This window comes from Streptomyces sp. BoleA5, from assembly GCF_000373665.1.
Taxonomy (GTDB): domain Bacteria; phylum Actinomycetota; class Actinomycetes; order Streptomycetales; family Streptomycetaceae; genus Actinacidiphila.
This window is the reverse complement of the sequence record NZ_KB892090.1, coordinates 116,071-136,067: the sequence shown is the minus strand read 5'-3', so window position 1 is coordinate 136,067 and position 19,997 is coordinate 116,071. Positions and strand designations below refer to the sequence as shown.

General features: G+C 72.6%; 16 protein-coding genes and 2 tRNA genes. 5 read left to right on the top strand and 13 right to left on the bottom strand.

From position 1 onward, the window contains the following. Window positions 1-107: 107 nt before the first annotated feature. Complete coding sequence (locus tag B085_RS0100575; protein ID WP_051101911.1) at window positions 108-2,078, bottom strand: S53 family peptidase; 1,971 nt, start codon at window positions 2,076-2,078, stop codon at window positions 108-110. 336 nt (window positions 2,079-2,414) lie between these two features. Between B085_RS0100575 and B085_RS45335 the strand changes: the two genes are divergently transcribed. Both B085_RS45335 and B085_RS0100565 read left to right on the top strand, forming a co-directional pair. Continuing rightward, the gene (locus B085_RS45335; protein WP_051101910.1) at window positions 2,415-3,566 is read left to right on the top strand and encodes a hypothetical protein; all 1,152 of its coding nucleotides are present in this window, start codon (window positions 2,415-2,417) and stop codon (window positions 3,564-3,566) included. Beyond that, window positions 3,563-5,143: an NADH-quinone oxidoreductase subunit NuoF family protein gene (locus B085_RS0100565; protein ID WP_078619697.1), complete on the top strand. Its 1,581-nt coding sequence runs from the start codon at window positions 3,563-3,565 to the stop codon at window positions 5,141-5,143. Before B085_RS45335 ends, B085_RS0100565 begins: the two co-directional genes overlap by 4 nt. A 466-nt stretch (window positions 5,144-5,609) precedes the next feature. Here the strand turns inward: B085_RS0100565 and B085_RS0100555 are convergent. Next, window positions 5,610-5,682, bottom strand: a tRNA-Ala gene (locus B085_RS0100555). Between the two features lie 148 nt (window positions 5,683-5,830). Here B085_RS0100555 and B085_RS0100550 point away from each other — a divergent pair. Continuing rightward, window positions 5,831-7,105 carry a glycosyltransferase 87 family protein gene (locus tag B085_RS0100550; RefSeq protein ID WP_018556600.1) on the top strand — a complete coding sequence of 425 codons (1,275 nt, stop codon included), beginning with the start codon at window positions 5,831-5,833 and terminating at the stop codon, window positions 7,103-7,105. A 168-nt stretch (window positions 7,106-7,273) separates the two neighbouring features. Here the strand turns inward: B085_RS0100550 and B085_RS0100545 are convergent. From B085_RS0100545 to B085_RS49880, 6 genes are all read right to left on the bottom strand, one after another. Then, window positions 7,274-7,346: transfer RNA gene (locus B085_RS0100545), tRNA-Ala, on the bottom strand. A 117-nt stretch (window positions 7,347-7,463) separates the two neighbouring features. Next, complete coding sequence (locus B085_RS0100540) at window positions 7,464-8,117, bottom strand: histidine phosphatase family protein (RefSeq protein ID WP_026250536.1); 654 nt, start codon at window positions 8,115-8,117, stop codon at window positions 7,464-7,466. Continuing rightward, a complete protein-coding gene (rsfS, locus tag B085_RS0100535) occupies window positions 8,114-8,551 on the bottom strand; it encodes a ribosome silencing factor (RefSeq protein ID WP_018556598.1) in 438 nt (145 codons plus the stop codon). The genes B085_RS0100540 and rsfS overlap by 4 nt, the downstream gene beginning before the upstream one ends. A gap of 86 nt (window positions 8,552-8,637) precedes the next feature. Further along, on the bottom strand, window positions 8,638-10,410 hold the full coding sequence (locus tag B085_RS40785) for an LCP family protein (protein ID WP_018556597.1): 1,773 nt from the start codon (window positions 10,408-10,410) through the stop codon (window positions 8,638-8,640). 37 nt (window positions 10,411-10,447) lie between these two features. Continuing rightward, window positions 10,448-11,029 carry a nicotinate-nucleotide adenylyltransferase gene (gene nadD, locus B085_RS0100525; protein WP_018556596.1) on the bottom strand — a complete coding sequence of 194 codons (582 nt, stop codon included), beginning with the start codon at window positions 11,027-11,029 and terminating at the stop codon, window positions 10,448-10,450. Window positions 11,030-11,063: 34 nt separating this feature from the next. Further along, a complete protein-coding gene (locus tag B085_RS49880; protein WP_018556595.1) occupies window positions 11,064-11,222 on the bottom strand; it encodes a hypothetical protein in 159 nt (52 codons plus the stop codon). A 140-nt stretch (window positions 11,223-11,362) separates the two neighbouring features. On the opposite strand from B085_RS49880, the gene B085_RS0100515 reads away from it, so the two are divergent. Continuing rightward, window positions 11,363-12,484, top strand: a complete 1,122-nt coding sequence (locus B085_RS0100515) for a M48 family metallopeptidase (RefSeq protein WP_018556594.1) — start codon at window positions 11,363-11,365, stop codon at window positions 12,482-12,484. Here the strand turns inward: B085_RS0100515 and B085_RS0100510 are convergent. The 5 genes from B085_RS0100510 to proB all read right to left on the bottom strand — a co-directional run bounded on the left by B085_RS0100510 (window position 12,405) and on the right by proB (window position 17,316). After that, window positions 12,405-13,547 carry a hypothetical protein gene (locus B085_RS0100510; protein WP_026250534.1) on the bottom strand — a complete coding sequence of 381 codons (1,143 nt, stop codon included), beginning with the start codon at window positions 13,545-13,547 and terminating at the stop codon, window positions 12,405-12,407. The genes B085_RS0100515 and B085_RS0100510 overlap by 80 nt on opposite strands. A 65-nt stretch (window positions 13,548-13,612) precedes the next feature. Continuing rightward, window positions 13,613-14,101 (bottom strand): hypothetical protein, encoded by a 489-nt coding sequence (locus B085_RS0100505; RefSeq protein WP_018556592.1) that lies wholly within the window; start codon window positions 14,099-14,101, stop codon window positions 13,613-13,615. Between the two features lie 71 nt (window positions 14,102-14,172). After that, entirely contained in the window at window positions 14,173-15,498 is a 1,326-nt protein-coding gene (locus tag B085_RS0100500) for a glutamate-5-semialdehyde dehydrogenase (protein ID WP_018556591.1), read from the bottom strand. Between the two features lie 91 nt (window positions 15,499-15,589). Further along, window positions 15,590-16,036 carry a hypothetical protein gene (locus B085_RS0100495; protein ID WP_026250532.1) on the bottom strand — a complete coding sequence of 149 codons (447 nt, stop codon included), beginning with the start codon at window positions 16,034-16,036 and terminating at the stop codon, window positions 15,590-15,592. A gap of 125 nt (window positions 16,037-16,161) precedes the next feature. Further along, window positions 16,162-17,316, bottom strand: a complete 1,155-nt coding sequence (proB, locus tag B085_RS0100490; protein WP_018556589.1) for a glutamate 5-kinase — start codon at window positions 17,314-17,316, stop codon at window positions 16,162-16,164. Window positions 17,317-17,656: 340 nt separating this feature from the next. On the opposite strand from proB, the gene B085_RS40775 reads away from it, so the two are divergent. Next, on the top strand, window positions 17,657-19,690 hold the full coding sequence (locus B085_RS40775) for a hypothetical protein (protein ID WP_106434805.1): 2,034 nt from the start codon (window positions 17,657-17,659) through the stop codon (window positions 19,688-19,690). Window positions 19,691-19,997: the final 307 nt, after the last annotated feature.

Genomic DNA, 19,997 nt, shown 5'->3' with positions numbered 1-19,997 from the left:
AAGCAGAAGGCGTACGGCACGCATGCGGTCAGGGTACCCCAGAGCGGGAAGGGCCCGCACCGAGGTTCCCCCCGGTGCGGGCCCTTCCGTGCCGTTTCCGGCCGTGCTCAGCGGTGGTGCGGCTTGTACGTGTCGAGGTAGCCGCGCGCCGGGGTGCCGACGCCGGTCACGTCGTCGTAGCCGACGACCGCGGACAGCGAGCTGTCCTTGCCCAGGCTGCGGAGCGAGGTGATGGTGCCGTCCGCCGCGTCGAAGCCGTTGGCGTAGTCCACGCGGACCACCGCGAGGTCCTTGCCGCGGCCCAGCGGGTGGTCGGTCACGTCGTGGTAGGCACCGGTGCCGTAGCGGTCGTAGATCAGCGGGTTGGCGAAGCCGATCGGCACACCGTGCCGGGCCTGCTGCGCCAGCGCCTGCACGCCCGCGATGACCGGCGCGGCCAGCGAGGTGCCGCCGATCCGGTACTCGCTGTACTGGAGGGACCCGTCCGGGAAGGCCTGCGTCTGGCCGACCAGGAAACCGGTGTTCGGGTCGGCGACGGCCGAGATGTCGGGCTCGACGCGCTGCCTGACCTTGCCGCCGCCTGCCAGGGCGAGCGAGTCGGGGACGACGCCGCGCTGGTAGAAGGGCTGCGCGTACAGCTTGCTGGTGCCGCCGCCCGCGCCGGAGGTGAAGCCGCCGGGGAAGGCAGTCCAGCTCGAGCCGTCCTCGGCCAGCGTCGCCTTCAGGGTGCCCCAGCCGGTCTCCCACTGGTACGTGTCGCCCTTGCCGACGGCGAGCGAGGTGCCGCCGACGGAGGTGACCCAGGGGGAGTTCGCCGGGGTGTCGACCTGCTTCGCCCCGGTCCCCAGCGGATTCGCGACGTTGTCGCCCGCGTCGCCGGAGGAGAAGTAGAAGCCGATGCCCTCGACCGCGCCGATCTGGAAGATCTGGTCGTAGGCGGCGGCGATGTCCGGCGTCTCGTTGGACTCGAGGTCCCCCCACGAGTTGGAGACGATGTCGGCGAGCCGGTGGTCGACGATCTTGCCGAGCGCGTCGAGCAGGTCGTCGTCGGTGCAGGAGGAGGCGCCGACGTAGGTGATGTCGGCGGCCGGGGCCACCGCGTGCACCGCCTCGACGTCCAGGGTCTCCTCGCCGTACCAGCCGGAGGCGTCGCACTCGTCGGGGCTGGTGTAGCGGTAGTCGGCCGGCAGCACCTGGGAGAGCTGGCCACGCTTGTACGGGGCGTCGCCGTTGCGGGCCGCGTACTTCTTGGCGTCGGCGACGATCGTCGGGGAGGCGAACGCGTCGGTGATGGCGACGGTGACGCCCTTGCCGTTGTACGAGCCGGCTCCGTAGGCGGCGCGCAACTGCTTGCCCGTGTAGCCCTTGACGGCGTACGGGGCGTGCGTGCCGTAGGCGACCGGCAGCTTCTTGTCGGTGTTCGACCCGTAGTACGTCGAGAAGGGGCCGGCGTTCTTGAAGACGGCGCCGGGCGGCGGCAGGGTGTCCTGGTGCCGTGCGCGCCGCGGGGAGTTGTCCAGGCCGGTGACCGTGAGCACCGCGCCGCCCAGGGAGGCGGGCACGGAGGCCGTTCCGGTCGGGGCGTGGTAGGTCTTGGCGCCCTTCGCGTAGTCGTGGAGCTGGGTGCCGAACGCCTTCTCCGCGTCGGCGACGTCGCCGGTGACGGTCAAGTAGTGGTCGTTGACGCCGGTGACCCGCAGCCCGGAGGACTCCAGCCACTGCCGGGTCTGGGCGACCTGCTGCGCGGTGGCGCCGAAGCGGGCCTTGGCCTGCTTGGCGGAGAGGAACGCGCCGTACGAGGCGGAACCGGGGTCGGACACCGCCTTGGCGTAGGCCGCCAGGCCCTGGGCGTCGCGGCCGGCGAGGTAGACCCGGAGGGTGACCGAGGCCGAGTCCGCCGTGGCGCCCCTGTCGGCCTTGGCGGTGGCCCACCCCGGCTTGCTGCCGGCCAGGCCGTGCCGTCCGTGCGGCGCGTCGGCCTGGGCGCTGGGTATGCCCATCGCCAGCGCACCGGCGACCAGCGGCAGTGTCGCCGCCAGGGCCAGGCCGGCCCGCCTTCTCGAGCGGGTTGAACTCATGTGACCCCCTGCTGTGTGAAGTTCTCGCGGAGTGGCGGCGCGCCGGAACCGGCGGCGCGCGAAGACCGCCACGCCACTCTCGCCACGAACAGCTCATGCCAGGTACATGTGTTCGCCAAGAAGGACTCAAAGAAGGCCCACGAAAGGGCAATTGGGAGGGCGATCCGATCCGGAATGCGGACATATGGTGACGGAGATCGGACGCTGCGAGGAGGAGCCGATCATCCTTGCCGAACGGAGCCCGAACAAACCAACGTTAGCAGTTCGTAATGATCCTCATCCCGGGTTGTCGAAAGACGATCGTTCTGACCACCCGTAGGGGTTAGCGTCTGCCCCATGCGCACCAACCGACAGTCCCCGGACGGTCGCCGGACCCCCCCGATACCGGCGAGCGACATCCTGTCCGGGGCCCTTCGCGCCGCACGGTCGCCCCGCGCCTGGGCGATCGCCGGCACCGCCGCCGCCCTGCTCGTCCTCGCCGTCACCGCGGGGCCGTACCTGCGGGCGTTCCTGGACTTCGGCGCCGGCGTCCTCACCCTCGTCTCCCTGAGCTGCACCGTCATCTGGGGCCTGGTGTCCACCGACACCGTCTTCCTCGGGCCCCGCGAACGTCTGCTCACCCAGGGCATCCACCGCGGTCTGGGTGTCGCCGCGATCGGGTTCTTGATCCTTCACGTGACCACGAAGGTCGTCGAGGTTCGGGTCTCCACCGCCGGCGCCTTCCTCCCCCTGGGCGTGACCGGCCGGGACGGGCTCATCGCCCTCGGCGTGCTCGCCGCCTACCTGATGATCCTCGCCGCCGCCACGGGCGCCATGCGCAGCGTCTTCGCCGCCAACCGCCACCCCGTGCGGTGGCGCATCCTGCACAGCACCGCCTACGCCTCCTGGTGCATGGCGCTGATCCACGGCCTGCAGTCCGGGCGTTCGGCCAAGTCGTGGATCGTCGTGGCCTACGGGATCTGCCTGGTGGGTGTCGCCATCGGCCTGATCTACCGCCTCCGCAGGACCCGCGGCGAGGCGCTCTTCCCCGAGACCCGGGAACGCTCCGCCTCCTTCCGCAAGCTCGGCGGCGAACGGGCCGCGTCCCGGGGCGGTTCGGGCGGCCGCCGGCGCGCCGTACCGCGCGAGGAGACGGGGCCCAGCCTGGCCAGCGCCTACAGCCAGCCGCTGCCGCCGCTGCCCAACTTCCCCACCGCCCAGCAGTACACGGCTGTCCCTCCCCCGCCCCCGGACCGTACCCTCGGCCTGGATCCCGCGGCCGCCACGATGCAGATGCCGCAGGTACCCGCCGGACCCCAGGCGACGTACCCGCAGCAACCGCAGGTGCCGTACCAGCAGCAGCCCCAGCAGACCGGCTGGGACGGCACCCCCGCCTGGGGCACGCCGATGCAGGGCGGCGCACAGGACGTGGATCCGCTGGGGGCCGACCGGCTCCAGCCGATCGCCTGGCAGCAGTCCACGCCCGGCCCCTATGAAGGACAGCGATGAGCGTTCCCGCCATACCGGACCGGTCACCCGCCCCTCGTTCGGGGGCGGGTGATGTGCTCCCCGACGTGCGTACCGTCGGGCTGCCCCGGATCACCGCGGGTTTCGACGAGGTGGAGCGCCTGGACCGGGTGACCCATCTGAACGTGCACGGCTCCATGCCCAGCCTGACCGAGGGGGAACTGCTCGACCTCGCCGAGCTGATGGGGCTGCGCGGCCGCGGCGGCGCGGGTTTCCCCTTCTACAGGAAGCTCAAGGCCGTCGGTGAGGCCGCGCGCCGGCGCGGCACCCCGACCGCCGTGATGGTCAACGGCTGCGAGGGCGAACCGGCCTGCCGCAAGGACGCGGTCATCCTGCGCCGCGCCCCGCACCTGATGCTGGACGGCGCCCTGCTGTGCGCCGAGATCCTCGGCGCGCGCGAACTGGTCATCAGCGTCACACGCGACACCAACGAGCAGTCCGTGCGCGACGCCCTGGCCGAACGCGGCCTCGGCACCAAGCGCGGCCGCCAGTTGAGGGCCCGGATCGTGCGCATGCCGGAGCGCTTCGTGTCGGGCGAGTCCTCGGGCATCATCTCGGCGGCCAACGGCGGCCTCCCCCTGCCGCCCGGCAAGAAGGTGAGCGCGAGCGAGTCCGGTCTCGGCGGGATGCCGACGCTCTTCTCCAACACCGAGACCTTCACCCAACTGGCCATCGGCGCGCGGATGGGGGCGATCCGCTTCGGCTCCGCGGGCGCTCCCGGCGAGCCGGGCACCGCCATGCTGACCGTCTCCGGCTCGGTGCCGCGGCAGACGGTCGTGGAGACCCCCACCGGTGTCCCCATGTCGTACATCCTGCAGATGTGCGGCGGGAACCCGGGGCAGGGCGTGCTCGTCGGCGGCTACCACGGCGCCTGGATCGACCCCAGCGTGGCCTCGATGGTGACGATAGCCAGGGAGAGCCTGGAGGCCCACAAGGCCACCCTGGGCGCCGGCGCCCTGCTGCCGCTGGACCCGGGACTGTGCCCGCTCGGCGAGTCGCTGCTGGTCGCCCAGTGGCTGGCCGCCGAGACGGCCGGCCAGTGCGGGCCGTGCCGCCTCGGACTGCCCCGTATGGCGGGGCTGCTCCAGGACGTGCTCAACGGCGGTGGACAGGCGGCGCTGGAGCAGCTGCGGCAGACCGCGGTGGCGGTCAAGGGGCGCGGCGTGTGCAAGCACCCCGACGGCTCGATGCGCTTCGTGATGTCCAGCATCAACACCTTCACCGACGATCTCGCCGCCCACGTCCTCGGCGGCGGCTGCGGCCGTCCCACGGTGGGCGTGCTGCCGCTGTTGAAGTCCGACCCCCCGGCGCTGCGCGGCGGCTCCTCGGGCGCCGCGGCCGCGGCACCCAGCAACAAGCGGCTGAACGTCGACTGGACGCTGTGCAAGGGCCACGGCCTGTGCGCCGGTGTGCTGCCGGAGATCGTACGGCTGGACCGGGACGGCTACCCCGACATCGCCGGCACGCCCGTACCGCCGCACCTGGACGCCGCCGCGCAGCGCGCGGTGGCCCGCTGCCCGGCGCTGGCGCTGCGCATGGAGGAGGGCGGCCGCCGCTGACCGCGGACGCAGGGGCCCGGCACCGTGCGGTGCCGGGCCCCTCGTGCGTCCGCGCCGGCCGGCGGGCCGGCACCGCGCTCACTCCGGCTGGTCGCCGGTCATGCGCCTGAGCCACTGCCGGGCCAGCCGGCGCTCCTCCTGGCTGAACCCCGCCTCGAGCTCCCGTTCGCGTTCGCGCACCACGGGCCTGGCCTCCTCGAGGCGCTCGCGCCCGGCGTCCGTCAGGAAGACCTGCTGGCTGCGGCCGTCCGTGGGGTGCCACCGGCGCTCGACCAGGCCCTGGTCGGCGAGCCCGGCGAGCAGTTCGTTGGCCGACTGACGCCCACGCCGAGGCCTCGGCCGACGCCTGGCGCAGGGTGCTGGCCTTCGCCGAACGCGCGGCGGCCGGCTGAGGAGGGGCCGCCGCGGAACGCCAGGAGCCCGTCCGATCGAGGCGATCGGACGGGCTCCCGTCACACTGTGGAAGTGGAGCTACGGGGATTCGAACCCCGGACCTCTTGCATGCCATGCAAGCGCTCTACCAACTGAGCTATAGCCCCGCGATGTCGTTCTCCCGGGTTCCCCCGGCGACCTGGCATACATTACACGGCCATGGGGGCGGTTCGCCAAATCCATTCCTGGCCGCCCCGACAGGGCGCCCGGTACTGTCGGCTGGCCCCTCCCCGACCGAGACTGGAGCAGCCCTCAGTGACCGCGACACAGCCCAGGGCCACCGCCGAGAACGCGCCCCGGGGCCTGCCGGTACGGCGGGCCACCCTCGTCGCGGCACTCGTCTGCCTGGTCTCCTTCGCGGCCTTCTGGGCCGCCCAACGGGCCGCGCACGTCTCGATGATCGACCTCACCGTCTACCGGGCCGAGGGCTGGACGGTGCGCAACGGCGGGGACCTCTACGCGATGCGCGTCACCCACGCCCAGCTGCCCAACACCTACCCGCCGTTCGCCGCCCTGCTCTTCACGCCCCTGACGCTGCTGGGCACCGGCGCCTGCCGGATCGCGGCGACCCTGCTCAACCTGGGCCTGCTGGTGGCGCTCGCCCATCTGTCGCTCCGGCTGGCGGGACCGCCGCGGCGGCTCCCGCCGGCGGCGGCCGCGCTCGCCGTGGCGGCGGCGGCCGTGTGGTGCGAACCGGTGTGGACGACGCTGCGGTACGGGCAGATCAACCTGCTGCTCGCGGTGCTGGTGCTGTGGGACCTCACCCGCCGCGGGAGCCGGACGGCGGGGATCGGCGTCGGCATCGCCGCGGGCATCAAGCTGACCCCGCTGCTGTTCGTGCTCTTCCTGGCGATCGGCGGGGCGGTGGCCGCCTGGCGCCGGCGCGAGAAGTGGAACGCGTGGCTGCGGCAGGCGGCCGTGGCCTTCGTCACCTTCGCAGCGACCGCGGGCCTTTCCGCGCTCGTGCTGCCGCGTGACTCGAGGCGGTTCTGGACCGGGGTCGTCTTCTCCGCCGACCGCGCCGGCAACGGGGAGGACACCGCCAACCAGTCGCTGCGGGGCGTCCTCGCCCGCGCCCTGCACACCGGCGACCCGGGCGGCGTGTGGCTCCTCGCGGCCGTCGCCGTGGCCGCCGCGGGCCTGGCCGTCGCCGCGGTACACCTGACCTCCGGGGAGCACGCCTGGGCGGTGCTGTCCTGTGCCGTGACGGGGCTCCTCGTCAGCCCGGTCTCGTGGTCGCACCACTGGGTGTGGGCCGTCCCACTGCTCGTGTTCCTCGCCGGACGTGCCCCGCGCGGCCGCCGGCCCGCGCTGCGCTGGGGCGGCGCCGCCCTGTTCGGCCTGCTCTTCTGCTCGTACGCGCTGTGGCTCACGCCGCACGGGGACGGGGTCGCGCGTCCCGAACTCCACCAGTCGGCGGCCCAGATGGCCTTGTCCGCGGTCTACCCGGCCGCCGGGGCGGCGTTCCTGTGCCTCGCGGCGGCCGCCGCGTGGCGCGGGCGACGGGACCGCGCCACGGAACCCGCCTGAACGGCGCCCGGGCCGGCTCCGGGCCACCCCAACAGGGCCGTGGGCGGGGCCGGTTCGTCCTGCCCCCGCTGCCGGAGCCCGCGGCGAAAGGGACCGGATTCGGAACCGGGCGGGTGAAACGCGAGGATCCCGCCTCCCCCTGAGGGGAGACGGGATCCGGTGCTTCTGTGGAGCTACGGGGATTCGAACCCCGGACCTCTTGCATGCCATGCAAGCGCTCTACCAACTGAGCTATAGCCCCGCTGTCCTCGGGCTTTTCCGCCCGGCGAACGAGAAGAAGCTTAGCCGGTCGGGGCCGGATTCCTGAAATCGGCCGCGGACCGGCCGCGGACCGGCCCCGCCCGGGCCCGCGGGGCCGTCAGTCGTCGTCGCCGAGCACCGGCTCGGGCAGGGTCCCGGCGTTGTGCTCCAGCAGCCGCCAGCCGCGGGCGCCCTCGCCGAGGACCGACCAGCAGGTGTTGGACAGCCCGCCCAGCGCCTCCCAGCTGCGCGGGTCCAGCCCGAGCAGCCGGCCGATGGTGGTGCGGATGGCGCCACCGTGGCTGACGACCACCAGCACACCGCCGTCGGGCAGCTTGTCGGCCGCCGCGAGCACCACCGGGGCGGCCCGTTCCGCGACCTCGGTCTCCAGTTCGCCGCCGCCGCGCCGCACGGGCTCGCCGCGCTTCCAGGCCGCGTACTCCTCGCCGAACCGCTGGGTGATCTCCTCGTGGGTCAGGCCCTGCCAGACACCCGCGTAGGTCTCCCGCAGCCCCTCGTCGTAGGAGATGTCCAGGCCCGTGACGGCGGCCAGCTCGGCGGCGGTGTCGGCGGCGCGCTGCAGGTCGGAGGAGACGATCGCGTCCGGTTCCAGCGCGGCCAGCAGACGGGCGGCCCGCTTGGCCTGGGCGACGCCGGTGGAGGTCAGCGGGATGTCCGTGGAGCCCTGGAAGCGGCCCTCCACGTTCCAGGAGGTCTGGCCGTGCCGCCAGAAGACGACGCGGCGGCCGCGACCGCGGTGGTGCCCGTTCAGATCAGCTCTCCGTCCTCGTCGGCAGCCGCGGTGGCGCGGGCGTGCTCGTCGGCCTTGCCGCGGGTGGCGACCGCGTCCTTGGGCAGCTCGAGCTCGGGGCAGTCCTTCCACAGCCGCTCCAGCGCGTAGAAGACCCGCTCCTCCGAGTGCTGGACGTGCACCACGATGTCGATGTAGTCGAGCAGCACCCAACGGCCGTCGCGCTCGCCCTCACGACGCACCGGCTTGACGCCGAGCTCGTTCTGCAGCCGCTCCTCGACCTCGTCGACGATGGCCTTCACCTGGCGGTCGTTGGGCGCCGAGGCCAGCAGGAACGCGTCGGTGATGGAGAGGACGTCGCTGACGTCGTAGGCGATGATGTCGTGCGCGAGCTTGTCGGCGGCCGCCTGCGCGGCGGTCTGGATGAGCTCGATGGAGCGGTCCGTGGCGGTCACTGGTGCGGCTTTCCGGTCGGGGACGTTCGTACGTCCAGGGTCTCACGGACCGTCCTCGGTCCCCGACCGGTTATGCGCCGCCCAGGTCAGACCCGCTTCGGCGGGCTGTAGTCCTGGCCCAGGACGACCGTGATGTCCGCGTTGGAGGCGATGTCGCCCTTCTTGGCGGCCTTGGCGGACAGGCCCAGCGTCTTGGCCAGTTCCTCCGCGTTCGCCTTCTGATCGGCTTCGGCGTACAGCACCTGCGAGGTCGCCTGGGTGTCCGAGGCGGCGCCGGAGACGAAGGTGTAGCCGCCGCCGACGATCTGCACCTGGGCCTCGCCGGTGTTGGCGGCGACGCCGGTGGCGTTGCGCAGGGTGACCCGGGGGATGCCCTCGGAGTCGGTGTTGGTGACGGTGCCGCCGAGCACCTTCTTCACCACGTCCTCGGTGGCCTTCTCGCTCAGCGTTCCGTCGGGCTCCACCGGCAGCGTCTCGGTGGTGTAGTCGCCGCCCTTGGCCTCCTCGGACAGCGCCGCGAGGCTGCTGCCGAGGTCCTTCTCGGTCAGCGGCGGCTCGATGACCTGGTTGAGTCCCTCGACGGTCTTGGTCGCCAGGTCGGGGTCGCTGTACATCTTCTTGAGCACGGCCTGGACGACCTGCCCGAAGCGGGCGAGCTGCTTGTCGGGCCCCTCGCCCGGCCCCCGGTGGATGGCGTACGCGACGGCGGCCTGGCCGCCGAGCTCCTGCTGCTTGCCGGGCTTGACGAGGGTCTTGTCACCCTTCTTCTTTCCGGCTTTCACCGTGGCGTCGGTGTCGACGAGGACGCCGCCGAGGGACTCCACGAGGTTGTCCAGGTAGGGGGTGTCCAGCCGCCAGGTGCCGCTGATCTTGGTGCCGAGCAGCCCTTCCAGCGCCTCACGCGTGGGGGCGGAACCGTTCTCCACGACGGACTTCCCGAGCGTGGTGCTGCCGTCGTCGCCGCTCACGGCGAGCGAGTTCGGCAGCAGGACGGTGGTGCCCTTCTTGGTGGTCGAGTTGCTGACCAGCAGCGCGGTCGAGGTCTCCTCGCTGCCGACCGGGCGCAGGTGCAGCACGATGACGTCGCGCTTCTGGCCGCCCGCGGCCTGCTGGGCGGTCCCGGAGTCCCCGCCGAGGCCAGGGATCTTGCCGGCCTTCCACAGGTAGCCGACGCCGCCGACGGCGGCCAGCGCCAGGACGACGACCGCGGCGACCACGCGGTTGCGGCCGCGGCGCCTGGCTTCCTCGCGGCGCTCGGTGCGCGACTCGGTGAACTTCAGCCAGTCGATGACCTCTTCCGACTCCTCCGTCTCCTCGTCGACGAAGGAGAACTGGCCGGTGTGGAAACCGTCCTCGCCCGAAGGCGCGCGGCCGGGGGCGGCGGGGGCGGCGGGCCGGGCCGGCGGCTCCTCGTACGCGGGCCGCCGCTGAGCCGGCGGGGCCTGCTGCGGTGCCCGCGGCGGTGCCGGGGGCTGCTGCCCGTACTGCTGCTCCTCGTAGTACGGCTCCTGGTACTGCGGCTGCTGCGGGATCCACCCCTGGTACTGCTGTGTCTGCTGGGGCTGTTGAGCCTGTTGCGACTGCTGGGGGTGCTGCTGCGGCTGCTGGTACTGCTGCTGCTCCTGCGGGTAGTACGGCTGGCCGGTGTAGCCCTGCTGACCCTGCTGCTGGGCCTGCTGCCCCTGGTAGGCCTGCTGTTGGCCGGTCTGCTGGGCGTACGGGTCGTACTGCCCGTGCTCGTGGCCGTAACCGTTTGCGTAGTCGCCCTGCTGCTGTGCGTAGGGGTCCTCTCCGTAGGGGTCCTGACCGCCCTGCTCGGGTGTTCCCTCGGCGTATTGCCATCGGGGGTAGTCGTTCACTGGGGACCCCTCCAGTTGCCGATCAGCCGCTGATCACTTACCGGTACAGCCTGCGTTTGTCGATGTAGCGCACGACGCCGTCGGGCACGAGATACCAGACCGGCTCCCCCTTGGCGACCCGCTGACGGCAGTCGGTCGAGGAGATGGCCAGGGCGGGCACCTCCACCAGGGAGACCCCGCCGGCCGGGAAGCCGGGGTCGGAAAGGGTGTGCCCGGGGCGGGTGACGCCGATGAAGTGCGCCAGGGAGAACAGCTCCTCGGCCTTGCGCCAGGAGAAGATCTGGGCCAGCGCGTCCGCCCCGGTGATGAAGAACAGCTCCGCCTCGGGGTGCTCGGCCCGCAGGTCGCGGAGCGTGTCGATGGTGTACGTGCGGCCGCCGCGCTCGATGTCGCTGCGGCTGACCGAGAACTGCGGGTTCGACGCGGTGGCGATCACCGTCATCAGGTAGCGGTCCTCGGCCGCCGACACCTTCTGGGTGCTCTTCTGCCAGGGCTGGCCGGTGGGCACGAAGACCACCTCGTCCAGCCGGAAAAGGTGCGCCACCTCGCTGGCCGCCACGAGGTGGCCATGATGGACGGGATCGAACGTCCCACCCATCACACCGATTCGCTTCTTCATGCGGATAGACCCTACCCGCATCACCTGATCGAGCTCAGCGGTCGCGGTTGAAGCGCGTGGTGATGAAGAGCAGGAGCAGCAGCGCGAACAGCGCGCCGCCGCCGGTGAGGTACGGGCTCAGGCTCTCGTGGTTACCGCCGCCCTCGCCCTCGGCGAGCGTGGTCAGAACGGCGGCGGTCGCGTAGGAGGTCATTCGGCGTCCCTTGGTGGCTTCGGGTCTGTCGACGGGCGGAGGACTCGGGCAACATCGTACGGGCGGTCCGGGCGGAACTTCGCGGTGGCTCCGCGCGTCCTCACTACGTACCCAACGGGCGAGCAGGGGGGCGGGGACATATGTCCGGTCCGAACGATTCGAGCGGTGCGAACGGCGGCGGGAAGGACGGGCGGCGGCTGCCCGGACGCAACCGCCGGCGTTTCGAGGGGATCTCCTCGCGCGCGTACGAACACCCTGCGGACCGCTCCGCGCTGGTGGCGCTGCGCAAGCTGAGCGGCTTCGACACCGTCTTCAAGGCGCTCAGCGGCCTGCTGCCGGAGCGCTCGCTGCGGCTTCTCTTCCTCTCGGACTCGGTGCGCGTGAGCGACCAGCAGTTCGCCCACCTCAACGACATGCTGCGGGACGCCTGCTACATCCTCGACCTGCCCAAGGTCCCGCCGATGTACGTCACGCAGGACCCGCGGCCCAACGCGATGTGCATCGGCCTGGACGAGCCGATCATCGTCGTCACCACCGGGCTCGTGGAGCTGCTGGACGAGGAGGAGATGCGGGCCGTCGTGGGCCACGAGGTCGGCCACGCGCTGTCCGGCCACGCCGTCTACCGCACGATCCTGCTCTTCCTGACCAACCTGGCGCTGCGGGTCGCGTGGATACCGCTCGGCAACCTCGCGATCATGGCGATCGTCACCGCGCTGCGCGAGTGGTTCCGCAAGTCGGAGCTCTCCGCGGACCGGGCCGGGCTCCTGGTCGGCCAGGACCTGCAGGCGTCCATGCGCGGTCTGATGAAGATCGCCGGCGGCAACCACCTGCACGAGATGAACGTGGACGCCTTCCTGAAGCAGGCCGAGGAGTACGAGGAGTCCGGCGACCTGCGCGACTCCGTGCTGAAGATCCTCAACGTCCTGCCGCGCAGCCACCCCTTCACCACCGTGCGCGCCGCGGAGCTGAAGAAGTGGGCCGCGAGCCGCGACCACCAGCGCATCATGGACGGCCACTACCCGCGGCGCGGCGAGGACAAGGACACCTCGGTCTACGACTCGTTCAAGGAATCCGCGAGCCACTACGCCGAAACGGTGAAGACGAGCAAGGACCCGCTCATGAAGCTGCTCTCCGACATCGGGTCGGGGGCCGGCGACATCGGCGGCCGGCTGCGCGACCGCTTCACCGGGAGTCCGGGCTCGGGCCCGGACTCCCCGGGGCGCCCGCCGAAGGACTCGCAGGACCCGCCGCCGGAGAGCTGATCCCCGGACCGGCCGCCGGGGCCGGGGCGAGCACCCCGCACACCGAGCTGATCTCGTGGCGGTGGTCGTGGGGGTCGACCCCGGGCTGCACCGGCGGCCGCTGCCCGGCCAGCAGCGGCAGGAAGTGAGCCACGGGCGCGCCCACGCAGGACAGGGGGCCGGCTTCGACGGCGGCCTGCAGCAGCTCCACGTGCTTGTCGCGCAGGTCCGCACGGTCGAAGCGCAGCCGCAGCTCGCGCCGCACGGTGAACAGGGAGGCCTGGCCGCTGTCCCCGGCCGCGGCCTGCACGGCGTAGACCAGGGTGTGGTCGGTGACGACCTCCAGGGCCTCCTCCCGCACCTCGGCCACGGTCATGGTGCCGCGCACCCTGACCTCGTCGTCGGCGAGGGCGACCCGGCCGGGGTCGAAGCGCACCAGCCAGCCGGTCGCCGCGTGGCGCCCGTCGTCGGCGGGGCGCTCCAGGCTGTGGTCGAACTGGTCGAGCTGGCCGGGGTCGAGCATGGTGCGCACCGTGCGGACGTCCCCGCCGGTCAGGGCACCGGGATCGACGGAGGAGGCGACCAGGTACTCCTTGGCGGAGACCAGCGCCTGCATGACCTGGCTCTCGCTGAAGTGCGCGGTGCGCCGGGCCGGCGGCAGCGCGTAGCCGTCCCCGCCGGCCCGGTAGTGCTCGGCGCGCTGCCCGGCGAAGGGCCGGGCGCGGTCCACGGCGGCCACGGCGGCCGTGGGGGCGAGCGGCAGCAGGGTGATCCGCAGCGGCTCCGCCACGGGAGGGGCGGGCGGGTCGTAGGGGTTGCGTATGCCCAGGTAGACGGCGGTGCCGAAGGCGACGGCGATCAGGAGGACGAGGACCAGCGCCTGCCGCGGGGCGCCGCCGCGGGCCCAGAGGCGGCGGGTGCGCACCGAGCGCGCCGATCCGTCCAGCCGCTCCCGCGCGGAGAACTCCTGTATCCGGGCAGCGCGCACGAACGATTCGTCGAAGACGACGGATCGGTACTCGTCCTCGCCACCTCCCGGGGAGCCCTCGGGGTTCCCCTCCGGTGGGTCTCCAGGCCCGGCCATACAACAAGCGTAGGTCTGTCAGGGCCCTTTAAAACGTCCTGGTACGAGACAAGTTCGGGCGGTGCTCAGGGGCTGTGGCTGACCGCCACCGGGGGGAGCGACGGGGCCCCGATCCGGCCCGTGGGGGAGGGCGGGACGGAGGGCTGCCGGCCCCCACCGGCACCCCGGTAGACCGCCGCGAACGTCAGTGCGACGACGCCGATGCCCATCACCACGGCGAGCACCCAGGCCACCGTCCGGTGCCAGCGCCCGTTGCTCCGGTAGGGGCTGCGCTGGGAGTAGAGGCCCTCGTACTCCTCGTCCTCCGTGGAGCGCCCGGAGTCCTCCTGGTCGTACGGGACGGCGCCGTCCTCCGCGCCCAGGACACGGGGGCGGGAGGCCTCGGCCTCGGCCTGTGCCGTGGCGGCGGCGAGCATGCGCTCGTGGGCGCTGGGTTCGTGGAAGGCCGCCGCCCGTATGAAGGCCTCGTCGAGCACCACGGACGCGAATTCGTCATCCGCGCCACCGTGGTCCTCGCCGTCCGGGAACGGCTTGCCCCCCAGTTCGTCCGGCACCCGTCCAGAATAGGGCCGATGACGCGGATTGGGCAGGCCGCCGGGAAACTCTCTCCGTCCGCCGCCGCCGGTCAGCCGCGTACGTGACCGTCCCCGGTGAACACGTACTTGGTCGAGGTCAGCTCCGGCAGACCCATGGGGCCGCGGGCGTGCAGCTTCTGGGTGGAGATGCCGATCTCCGCGCCGAAGCCGAACTGGCCGCCGTCGGTGAACCGGGTCGACGCGTTGACGGCGACGGCCGCGGAATCCACCAACTGGGTGAATCGGCGGGCGGCCGGCTGCGAGGTGGTGACGATGGCCTCGGTGTGCCCGGACGACCACAGCCGGATGTGCTGCACGGCGGCGTCCAGCGAGTCCACCACGGCGGCGGCGATGTCGTTGCTCAGGTACTCGGTCTCCCAGTCCTCCGCGGTGGCCGGGACGACGGTGGCCCTGGTGCCGCACTCGCCGGCCAGTTCCCGCACCCGTTCGTCGGCGTGCACGGTGACCCCGGCCCCGGCCAGCGCGTCCAGGGCGCGCGGCAGGAAGTCGGCGGCGATGTCCCGGTGCACCAGCAGCGTCTCCGCCGCGTTGCACACGCTCGGGCGCTGGGCCTTGGAGTTGAGCAGGACCGAGACGGCGATGTCGAGGTCGGCCTGCGCGTCCACGTACACATGGCAGTTGCCGGTGCCGGTCTCGATCACCGGGACGATGGACTCCTCGACCACCGTCTTGATGAGGGAGGCGCCGCCGCGCGGGATGAGGACGTCGACCATGCCGCGGGCACGCATCAGCTCGCGCACCGACTCCCGGCTCTCCCCCGGCACCAACTGCACGGCGTCGGCGGGCAGTCCGGCGCCGCCGACCGCGTCGCGCACCACCGTCACCAGCGCGGAGTTGGAGTGCAGGGCGGAGGAGGAGCCGCGCAGCAGCACCGCGTTGCCGGACTTCAGGCACAGCGAGGCCGCGTCCACGGTGACGTTGGGCCGGGCCTCGTAGATGATGCCGACCACGCCCAGCGGCACCCGGATCTGGCGCAGGTCCAGCCCGTTGGGCAGCGTCGAGCCGCGTACCACCTCGCCGACCGGGTCGGGCAGGCCGGCCACGTCGCGCACGTCGGAGGCGATGGCCCGGACCCGCTCGGGGGTCAGCGTCAGCCGGTCCACGATCGACTCGCCGGTCCCCGCCTCGCGGGCGCGGGCGACGTCCTCGGCGTTGGCCTCGACGATCTCCCGCGTGCGGACGACCAGCGCGTCGGCGATGGCCAGCAGCGCGTCGTCCTTCACCGAGCGCGGCAGCGGCGCGAGGTCGGCGGCGGCCGAGCGGGCGCGGTAGGCGGCCTGCAGCACCGGGCTCTTCGGCCACGGCGAGGGCAGGGAGGCGGCGAGGTCGTCGTTGCTGTGGCTGCGGCTGCTCATAGCCGCCAGGGTACGGCGTGGGCGGCGTGCGACGGGGCGGCTTTCCGGGGGGTGAGACCCGTGCGGCGCACGGCGCGCAGGCCCCCTCGGCTCAGTAGGGGTGCACTCCGACGGGTGCCGCCGGGGGCGGCCCGTAGCCCTCCGCGAGGCGCTGGTGGTAGGTCTCGCGGTCGATGACCTCCAGGCCGACCGTCTCCCAGGGCGGCAGATTGGCGGAGGAGCGGTGCTCGCCCCACAGCCGCAGCGCGATGGCGGCGGCGTCGTGCAGGTCGCGGGCCTCCTCCCAGTACCGGATCTCGGCGTGGTCGGCCGCGTACCGGCTGGTGAGCAGGAAGGGATGGTCGTTGGCGAGTTGTTCCAGCGCGCGCCGGACCTCGGCGAGCGGGGCCTCGGGCCCGGAGACGCTGAGCGTCACGTGCCAGAGCCGGGACACGGGGCGCTCCCGCGCCGGCCGGGCGGTGTCGTCGCTCGTCACGCTCACCAGTGTCCGCTCCGCCGTCCCTCGGGACGACGATGCCCCCGGGCGCCCTCGTCTCACCGGCGGCCTCCCTGTCGTCCCTGTCGTCACGTCCCTGGCCGGATTCCGTGCTCCGCCCTCAAAGTCCAGCAGCCCTGGAGCGGCCGCGGGGCGGTTTTCACGAAGTAACCACGAAGGAGTCCGCCTCAGTGGTGCAGCAGTACGAGGTCGTCCCGGTGCACGACCTCGCGCTCGTAGGCGGGGCCGAGCTCCCGTGCCAGCTCGCGGGTGGAGCGTCCGAGCAGCCGCGGCAGTTCCTTGGCGTCGAAGTTCACCAGGCCGCGCGCGACGGCGTGGCCGGAGGTGTCGCGCAGTTCCACCGGGTCGCCGGCGGCGAAGTGGCCCTCGACGGCCGCGATGCCCGCCGGCAGCAGCGAGGTGCGGCGCTTGACGACCGCCTGCACGGCGCCGTCGTCCAGGATGAGCGCGCCGAGCGGGGCGGAGGCGTGGGCCAGCCACAGCAGCCGGTCGGCGGAGCGCTTGCCCGTGGCGTGGAAGAGGGTGCCCGTACGCCGGCCGGCCAGGGCGTCCGCGGCCCGTGAGGCGGAGGTGAGCACGACGGGGATGCCGGCGCCGGCGGCGATCCGGGCGGCCTCGACCTTGGTCACCATGCCCCCGGTACCGACGCCGGCCTTGCCCGCGCTGCCGATGGAGACGCCCTCCAGGTCCTGCGGTCCGTGGACCTCCTCGATGCGCGAGGTGCCCGGGAGGGCGGGGTCGCCGTCATAGAGGCCGTCGACGTCGGAGAGCAGGACGAGCAGATCGGCGCGGACCAGGTGGGCGACGAGGGCGGCGAGGCGGTCGTTGTCGCCGAAACGGATCTCGTCGGTGGCCACCGTGTCGTTCTCGTTGACGATCGGCATGGCGCCCATGGCGAGCAGCTTGTCCAGCGTGCGGTAGGCGTTGCGGTAGTGCGCCCGGCGGCTCATGTCGTCGGAGGTGAGCAGCACCTGGCCGACCCGTACGCCGTACCGGGCGAAGGAGGCCGTGTAGCGGGCGACGAGCAGGCCCTGGCCGACGCTGGCGGCGGCCTGCTGCCTGGCCAGGTCCCGCGGCCGCCGGGCCAGCCCGAGCGGCGCCAGGCCCGCGGCGATGGCACCGGAGGAGACCAGGACGACCTCCTTGACGGCCGCGCCCTCCTGCGCCGCGCCCTCCTGGGTTCCGCACGCCTTGGCCAGGACGTCCACGAGGGCGTCCACCCGGTCGGCGTCCAGGCCGCCGGCCGCCGTCGTCAGCGAACTCGACCCGACCTTGACCACGACCCGCCGGGCCTCCGCCACGTCCTGCCTCGCGCTCGCCACGTCCGTCCCTTTCCTCTCCCGGGTTCGCAATCTACGGCAGAGGAGCGGCCCGGTGCCGCCTGCATCCACCCAGCGGACGGACCCGAAGTACCGGCTTTACGGGACCAAGGACCCAAAGGGCGGGGCGGGAAATTCGCATAGCATGAGCCTTTGCCGCCTAAGCACTCAAACCGCATGCGGGCGGTCCATGCGGTCAAGAGGAGCCATTCGCTTGTGATATCCCACACGGGACGGTGCCGGAACGGCTTCCGTCACCCGGCCATCAGACCTCCTGTGCAGGGCAGTTGCACGGCCGTTCGAGCCAAAAGACCTCATCCTTTTGAATGGTAGGTTGCCCGCTGTGAAACGCACCATGGAGACCAGGACGGAGACCATCCATTTCGCGCTGCTGCTGCTGCAGGCCTGCGCGTTGATCGCCCAGATCGTGGGTGTGGCACTCCCCGGCACAGCGCTACTGGTCGGCGCCGCGGCGATCGGCTACGCCGCCGACCTCCGCCTGCACGCCGTCAAGGGCACCCCGCCGAAGATCTTCGGCCAGTTGCAGGCCGAAGCGGTCACGCGGCAGGCGCTGCGCGACCTGCTCCTCGTGATCGGGCTGCTGCGGGTGCACGAGGGGCCGTCGACGACGTTCCTCCTGCTCTGCCTCGGCGGGCTCCTCGCCGTGCACGGCGCGCACGTCGCGATTCAGGCGGGCGCCGTCCAGGTCCAGCGGGGCCGGAGACTCCCGGTCGTCACACGGAACATCGACACCTCCGCCCTCACCCTGCCGTCCGCTCCACCGTCCGCGATCACCCGCCGGCCCGGACTGCGGCTGCTGCTGATCGAGCTCACCGCCGTCGCGGGGCTGTCGGTCACGGCGGCCACCGGGGACACGGTGTGGGCCCTCGCGGGCATCGCCCTCTCCGCGGTCCTGGCGGCCGTGGCCCTGGCGGTGCTCGCCGCCGCCGTCCTGCGCGGGCGGCGAGCCCCGCAGCAGGACGAGGTCATGGAGTGGTTCGATGCGTGGCTGCGGGACTACCGGCCCACTGTCGGCATGTACTTCTCCGGGGGCAGCAGCTCCGCGTACCAGGCGAACATGTGGCTGCCCGCGCTGGCCAAGCTCGACGGCCGGCCCGTGATCGTGCTGCGTGAGCGGGGCATGGTGTCGCGCATCGGCCCCACCGACCTCCCCATCGTCTGCCTGCCGAAGGTCGCCGACCTCATGCGGCTCGACGACTCCAGCCTCAAGGTGCTGCTCCACCCGGCCAACGCGCCCAAGACCTCCCAGGTGCTGCGCATCCCGTCGATCATGCACGCCTTCGTCAACCACGGCGAGAGCGACAAGCTGTCCAGCTGCAACCCCTACGCGAAGGCCTACGACGAGGTCTGGGTGGCGGGGCCCGCCGCCCGCGAGCGCTACGCCCTCGCCGCGGTCGGTGTGGCGGACGACGACATCGTGGAGGTCGGCCGCCCCCAGCTGGCCGGCGTCGAGCGCGCCTCCGGTCCGGTGCGGGCCGGGGAGCCGGTCACGGTCCTGTACGCGCCGACCTGGGAGGGGTGGACCGACGACCCGGGCAACACCTCGATCGTCCTGGCGGGCGAGAAGCTCGTCAGCAAGCTGCTCGCCGACCCCGGGGTCCGGCTCCTCTACCGCCCGCACCCCCTGACCGGGTCCGTGGACCCGCGGGCCGGCGTCGCCAACCAGCGCATCATCGAGCTCATCCAGGAAGCCAACAGGGCGCGTCCGCAGGCCGACCCGTCGCCCGAGCAGTTCGCCCTCCTGGAGCGTGCCGAGCACGAGCTCGACCGGCTCACCGCAGCCTGGTCGCTGAGCAACGCGGACGACCTGGAGCGCATGGCCGACAAGGGCCTGGCCGGGGAGGTCAGCGTCACCGAGGCCATGAGGCGCGCGACAGAGGAATGGGAGGCCGTCTACTGGACGGCTCGCCCCGCGACGGAGCACCAGGTGCTCACCGCCGAGCGGCCCGGCCTCTACTCCTGCTTCAACCACTCCGACGTCCTGATCACCGACGTGTCCAGCGTGATCTCCGAGTTCATGGTGAGCGGCAAGCCCTACGCGGTCACCAACACCACGGACCTGTCAGAGGACGGCTTCCGCGAGACCTTCCCGACCGTCCGCGCCGGCATCGTGCTGACCCCGCAGGGCAAGGGCCTCGACAGCCTGCTGCAGGTGGCACGGGGCACCGCCGAGGACACGCTCACCGCGGCGCGTGAGGAGCTTCGGGAGTATCTGCTGGGCCCGGCCGCGCCGACCTCCGCGGAACGCTTCCAGGAGGCCGTGCACGCCCTCGCGGCCCGCGTGGACGAGCGACGCGCCAAGGCCGCCCGCGGCACCGCACAGGTGGTCCCGCGGCAGCGGGCCGGCGCCCTGTGACCGGGGCGCGCTGACCCACCGAGGAGGCCTCCGGCCGGAACGACCACGTTCCACCGGGGGCCTCCTTCTTTGTGCCTTCCGCGCGCCTTCGGCGCCTTCTTCGTGCCCGCCTGGCAACGGCGCCGCCGTCGAGGGGGGCGACGCCGCGCCAGGGGTGTCCTCCGCCACGGCCGCCACCCGGCCCCGGGGGACCCGCCTCGGCGCGCCGAGCGAGAACTTCCCAGGTCCGCGCGCCCCGCCGCTTCCCGGGCGGCTCCGCGGCCCCGTCCCAGACGAATGGGTCGCGGGATACCATTCGACAACTTTT

Coding starts and splice junctions, on each gene's coding strand:
- B085_RS0100575 (WP_051101911.1), bottom strand. CDS start 2,078: ATGAGTTCAACCCGCTCGAGAAGGCGGGCCGGCCTGGCCCTGGCGGCG.
- B085_RS45335 (WP_051101910.1), top strand. CDS start 2,415: ATGCGCACCAACCGACAGTCCCCGGACGGTCGCCGGACCCCCCCGATA.
- B085_RS0100565 (WP_078619697.1), top strand. CDS start 3,563: ATGAGCGTTCCCGCCATACCGGACCGGTCACCCGCCCCTCGTTCGGGG.
- nadD (WP_018556596.1), bottom strand. CDS start 11,029: ATGAAGAAGCGAATCGGTGTGATGGGTGGGACGTTCGATCCCGTCCAT.
- B085_RS49880 (WP_018556595.1), bottom strand. CDS start 11,222: ATGACCTCCTACGCGACCGCCGCCGTTCTGACCACGCTCGCCGAGGGC.
- B085_RS0100515 (WP_018556594.1), top strand. CDS start 11,363: ATGTCCGGTCCGAACGATTCGAGCGGTGCGAACGGCGGCGGGAAGGAC.
- B085_RS0100510 (WP_026250534.1), bottom strand. CDS start 13,547: ATGGCCGGGCCTGGAGACCCACCGGAGGGGAACCCCGAGGGCTCCCCG.
- B085_RS0100500 (WP_018556591.1), bottom strand. CDS start 15,498: ATGAGCAGCCGCAGCCACAGCAACGACGACCTCGCCGCCTCCCTGCCC.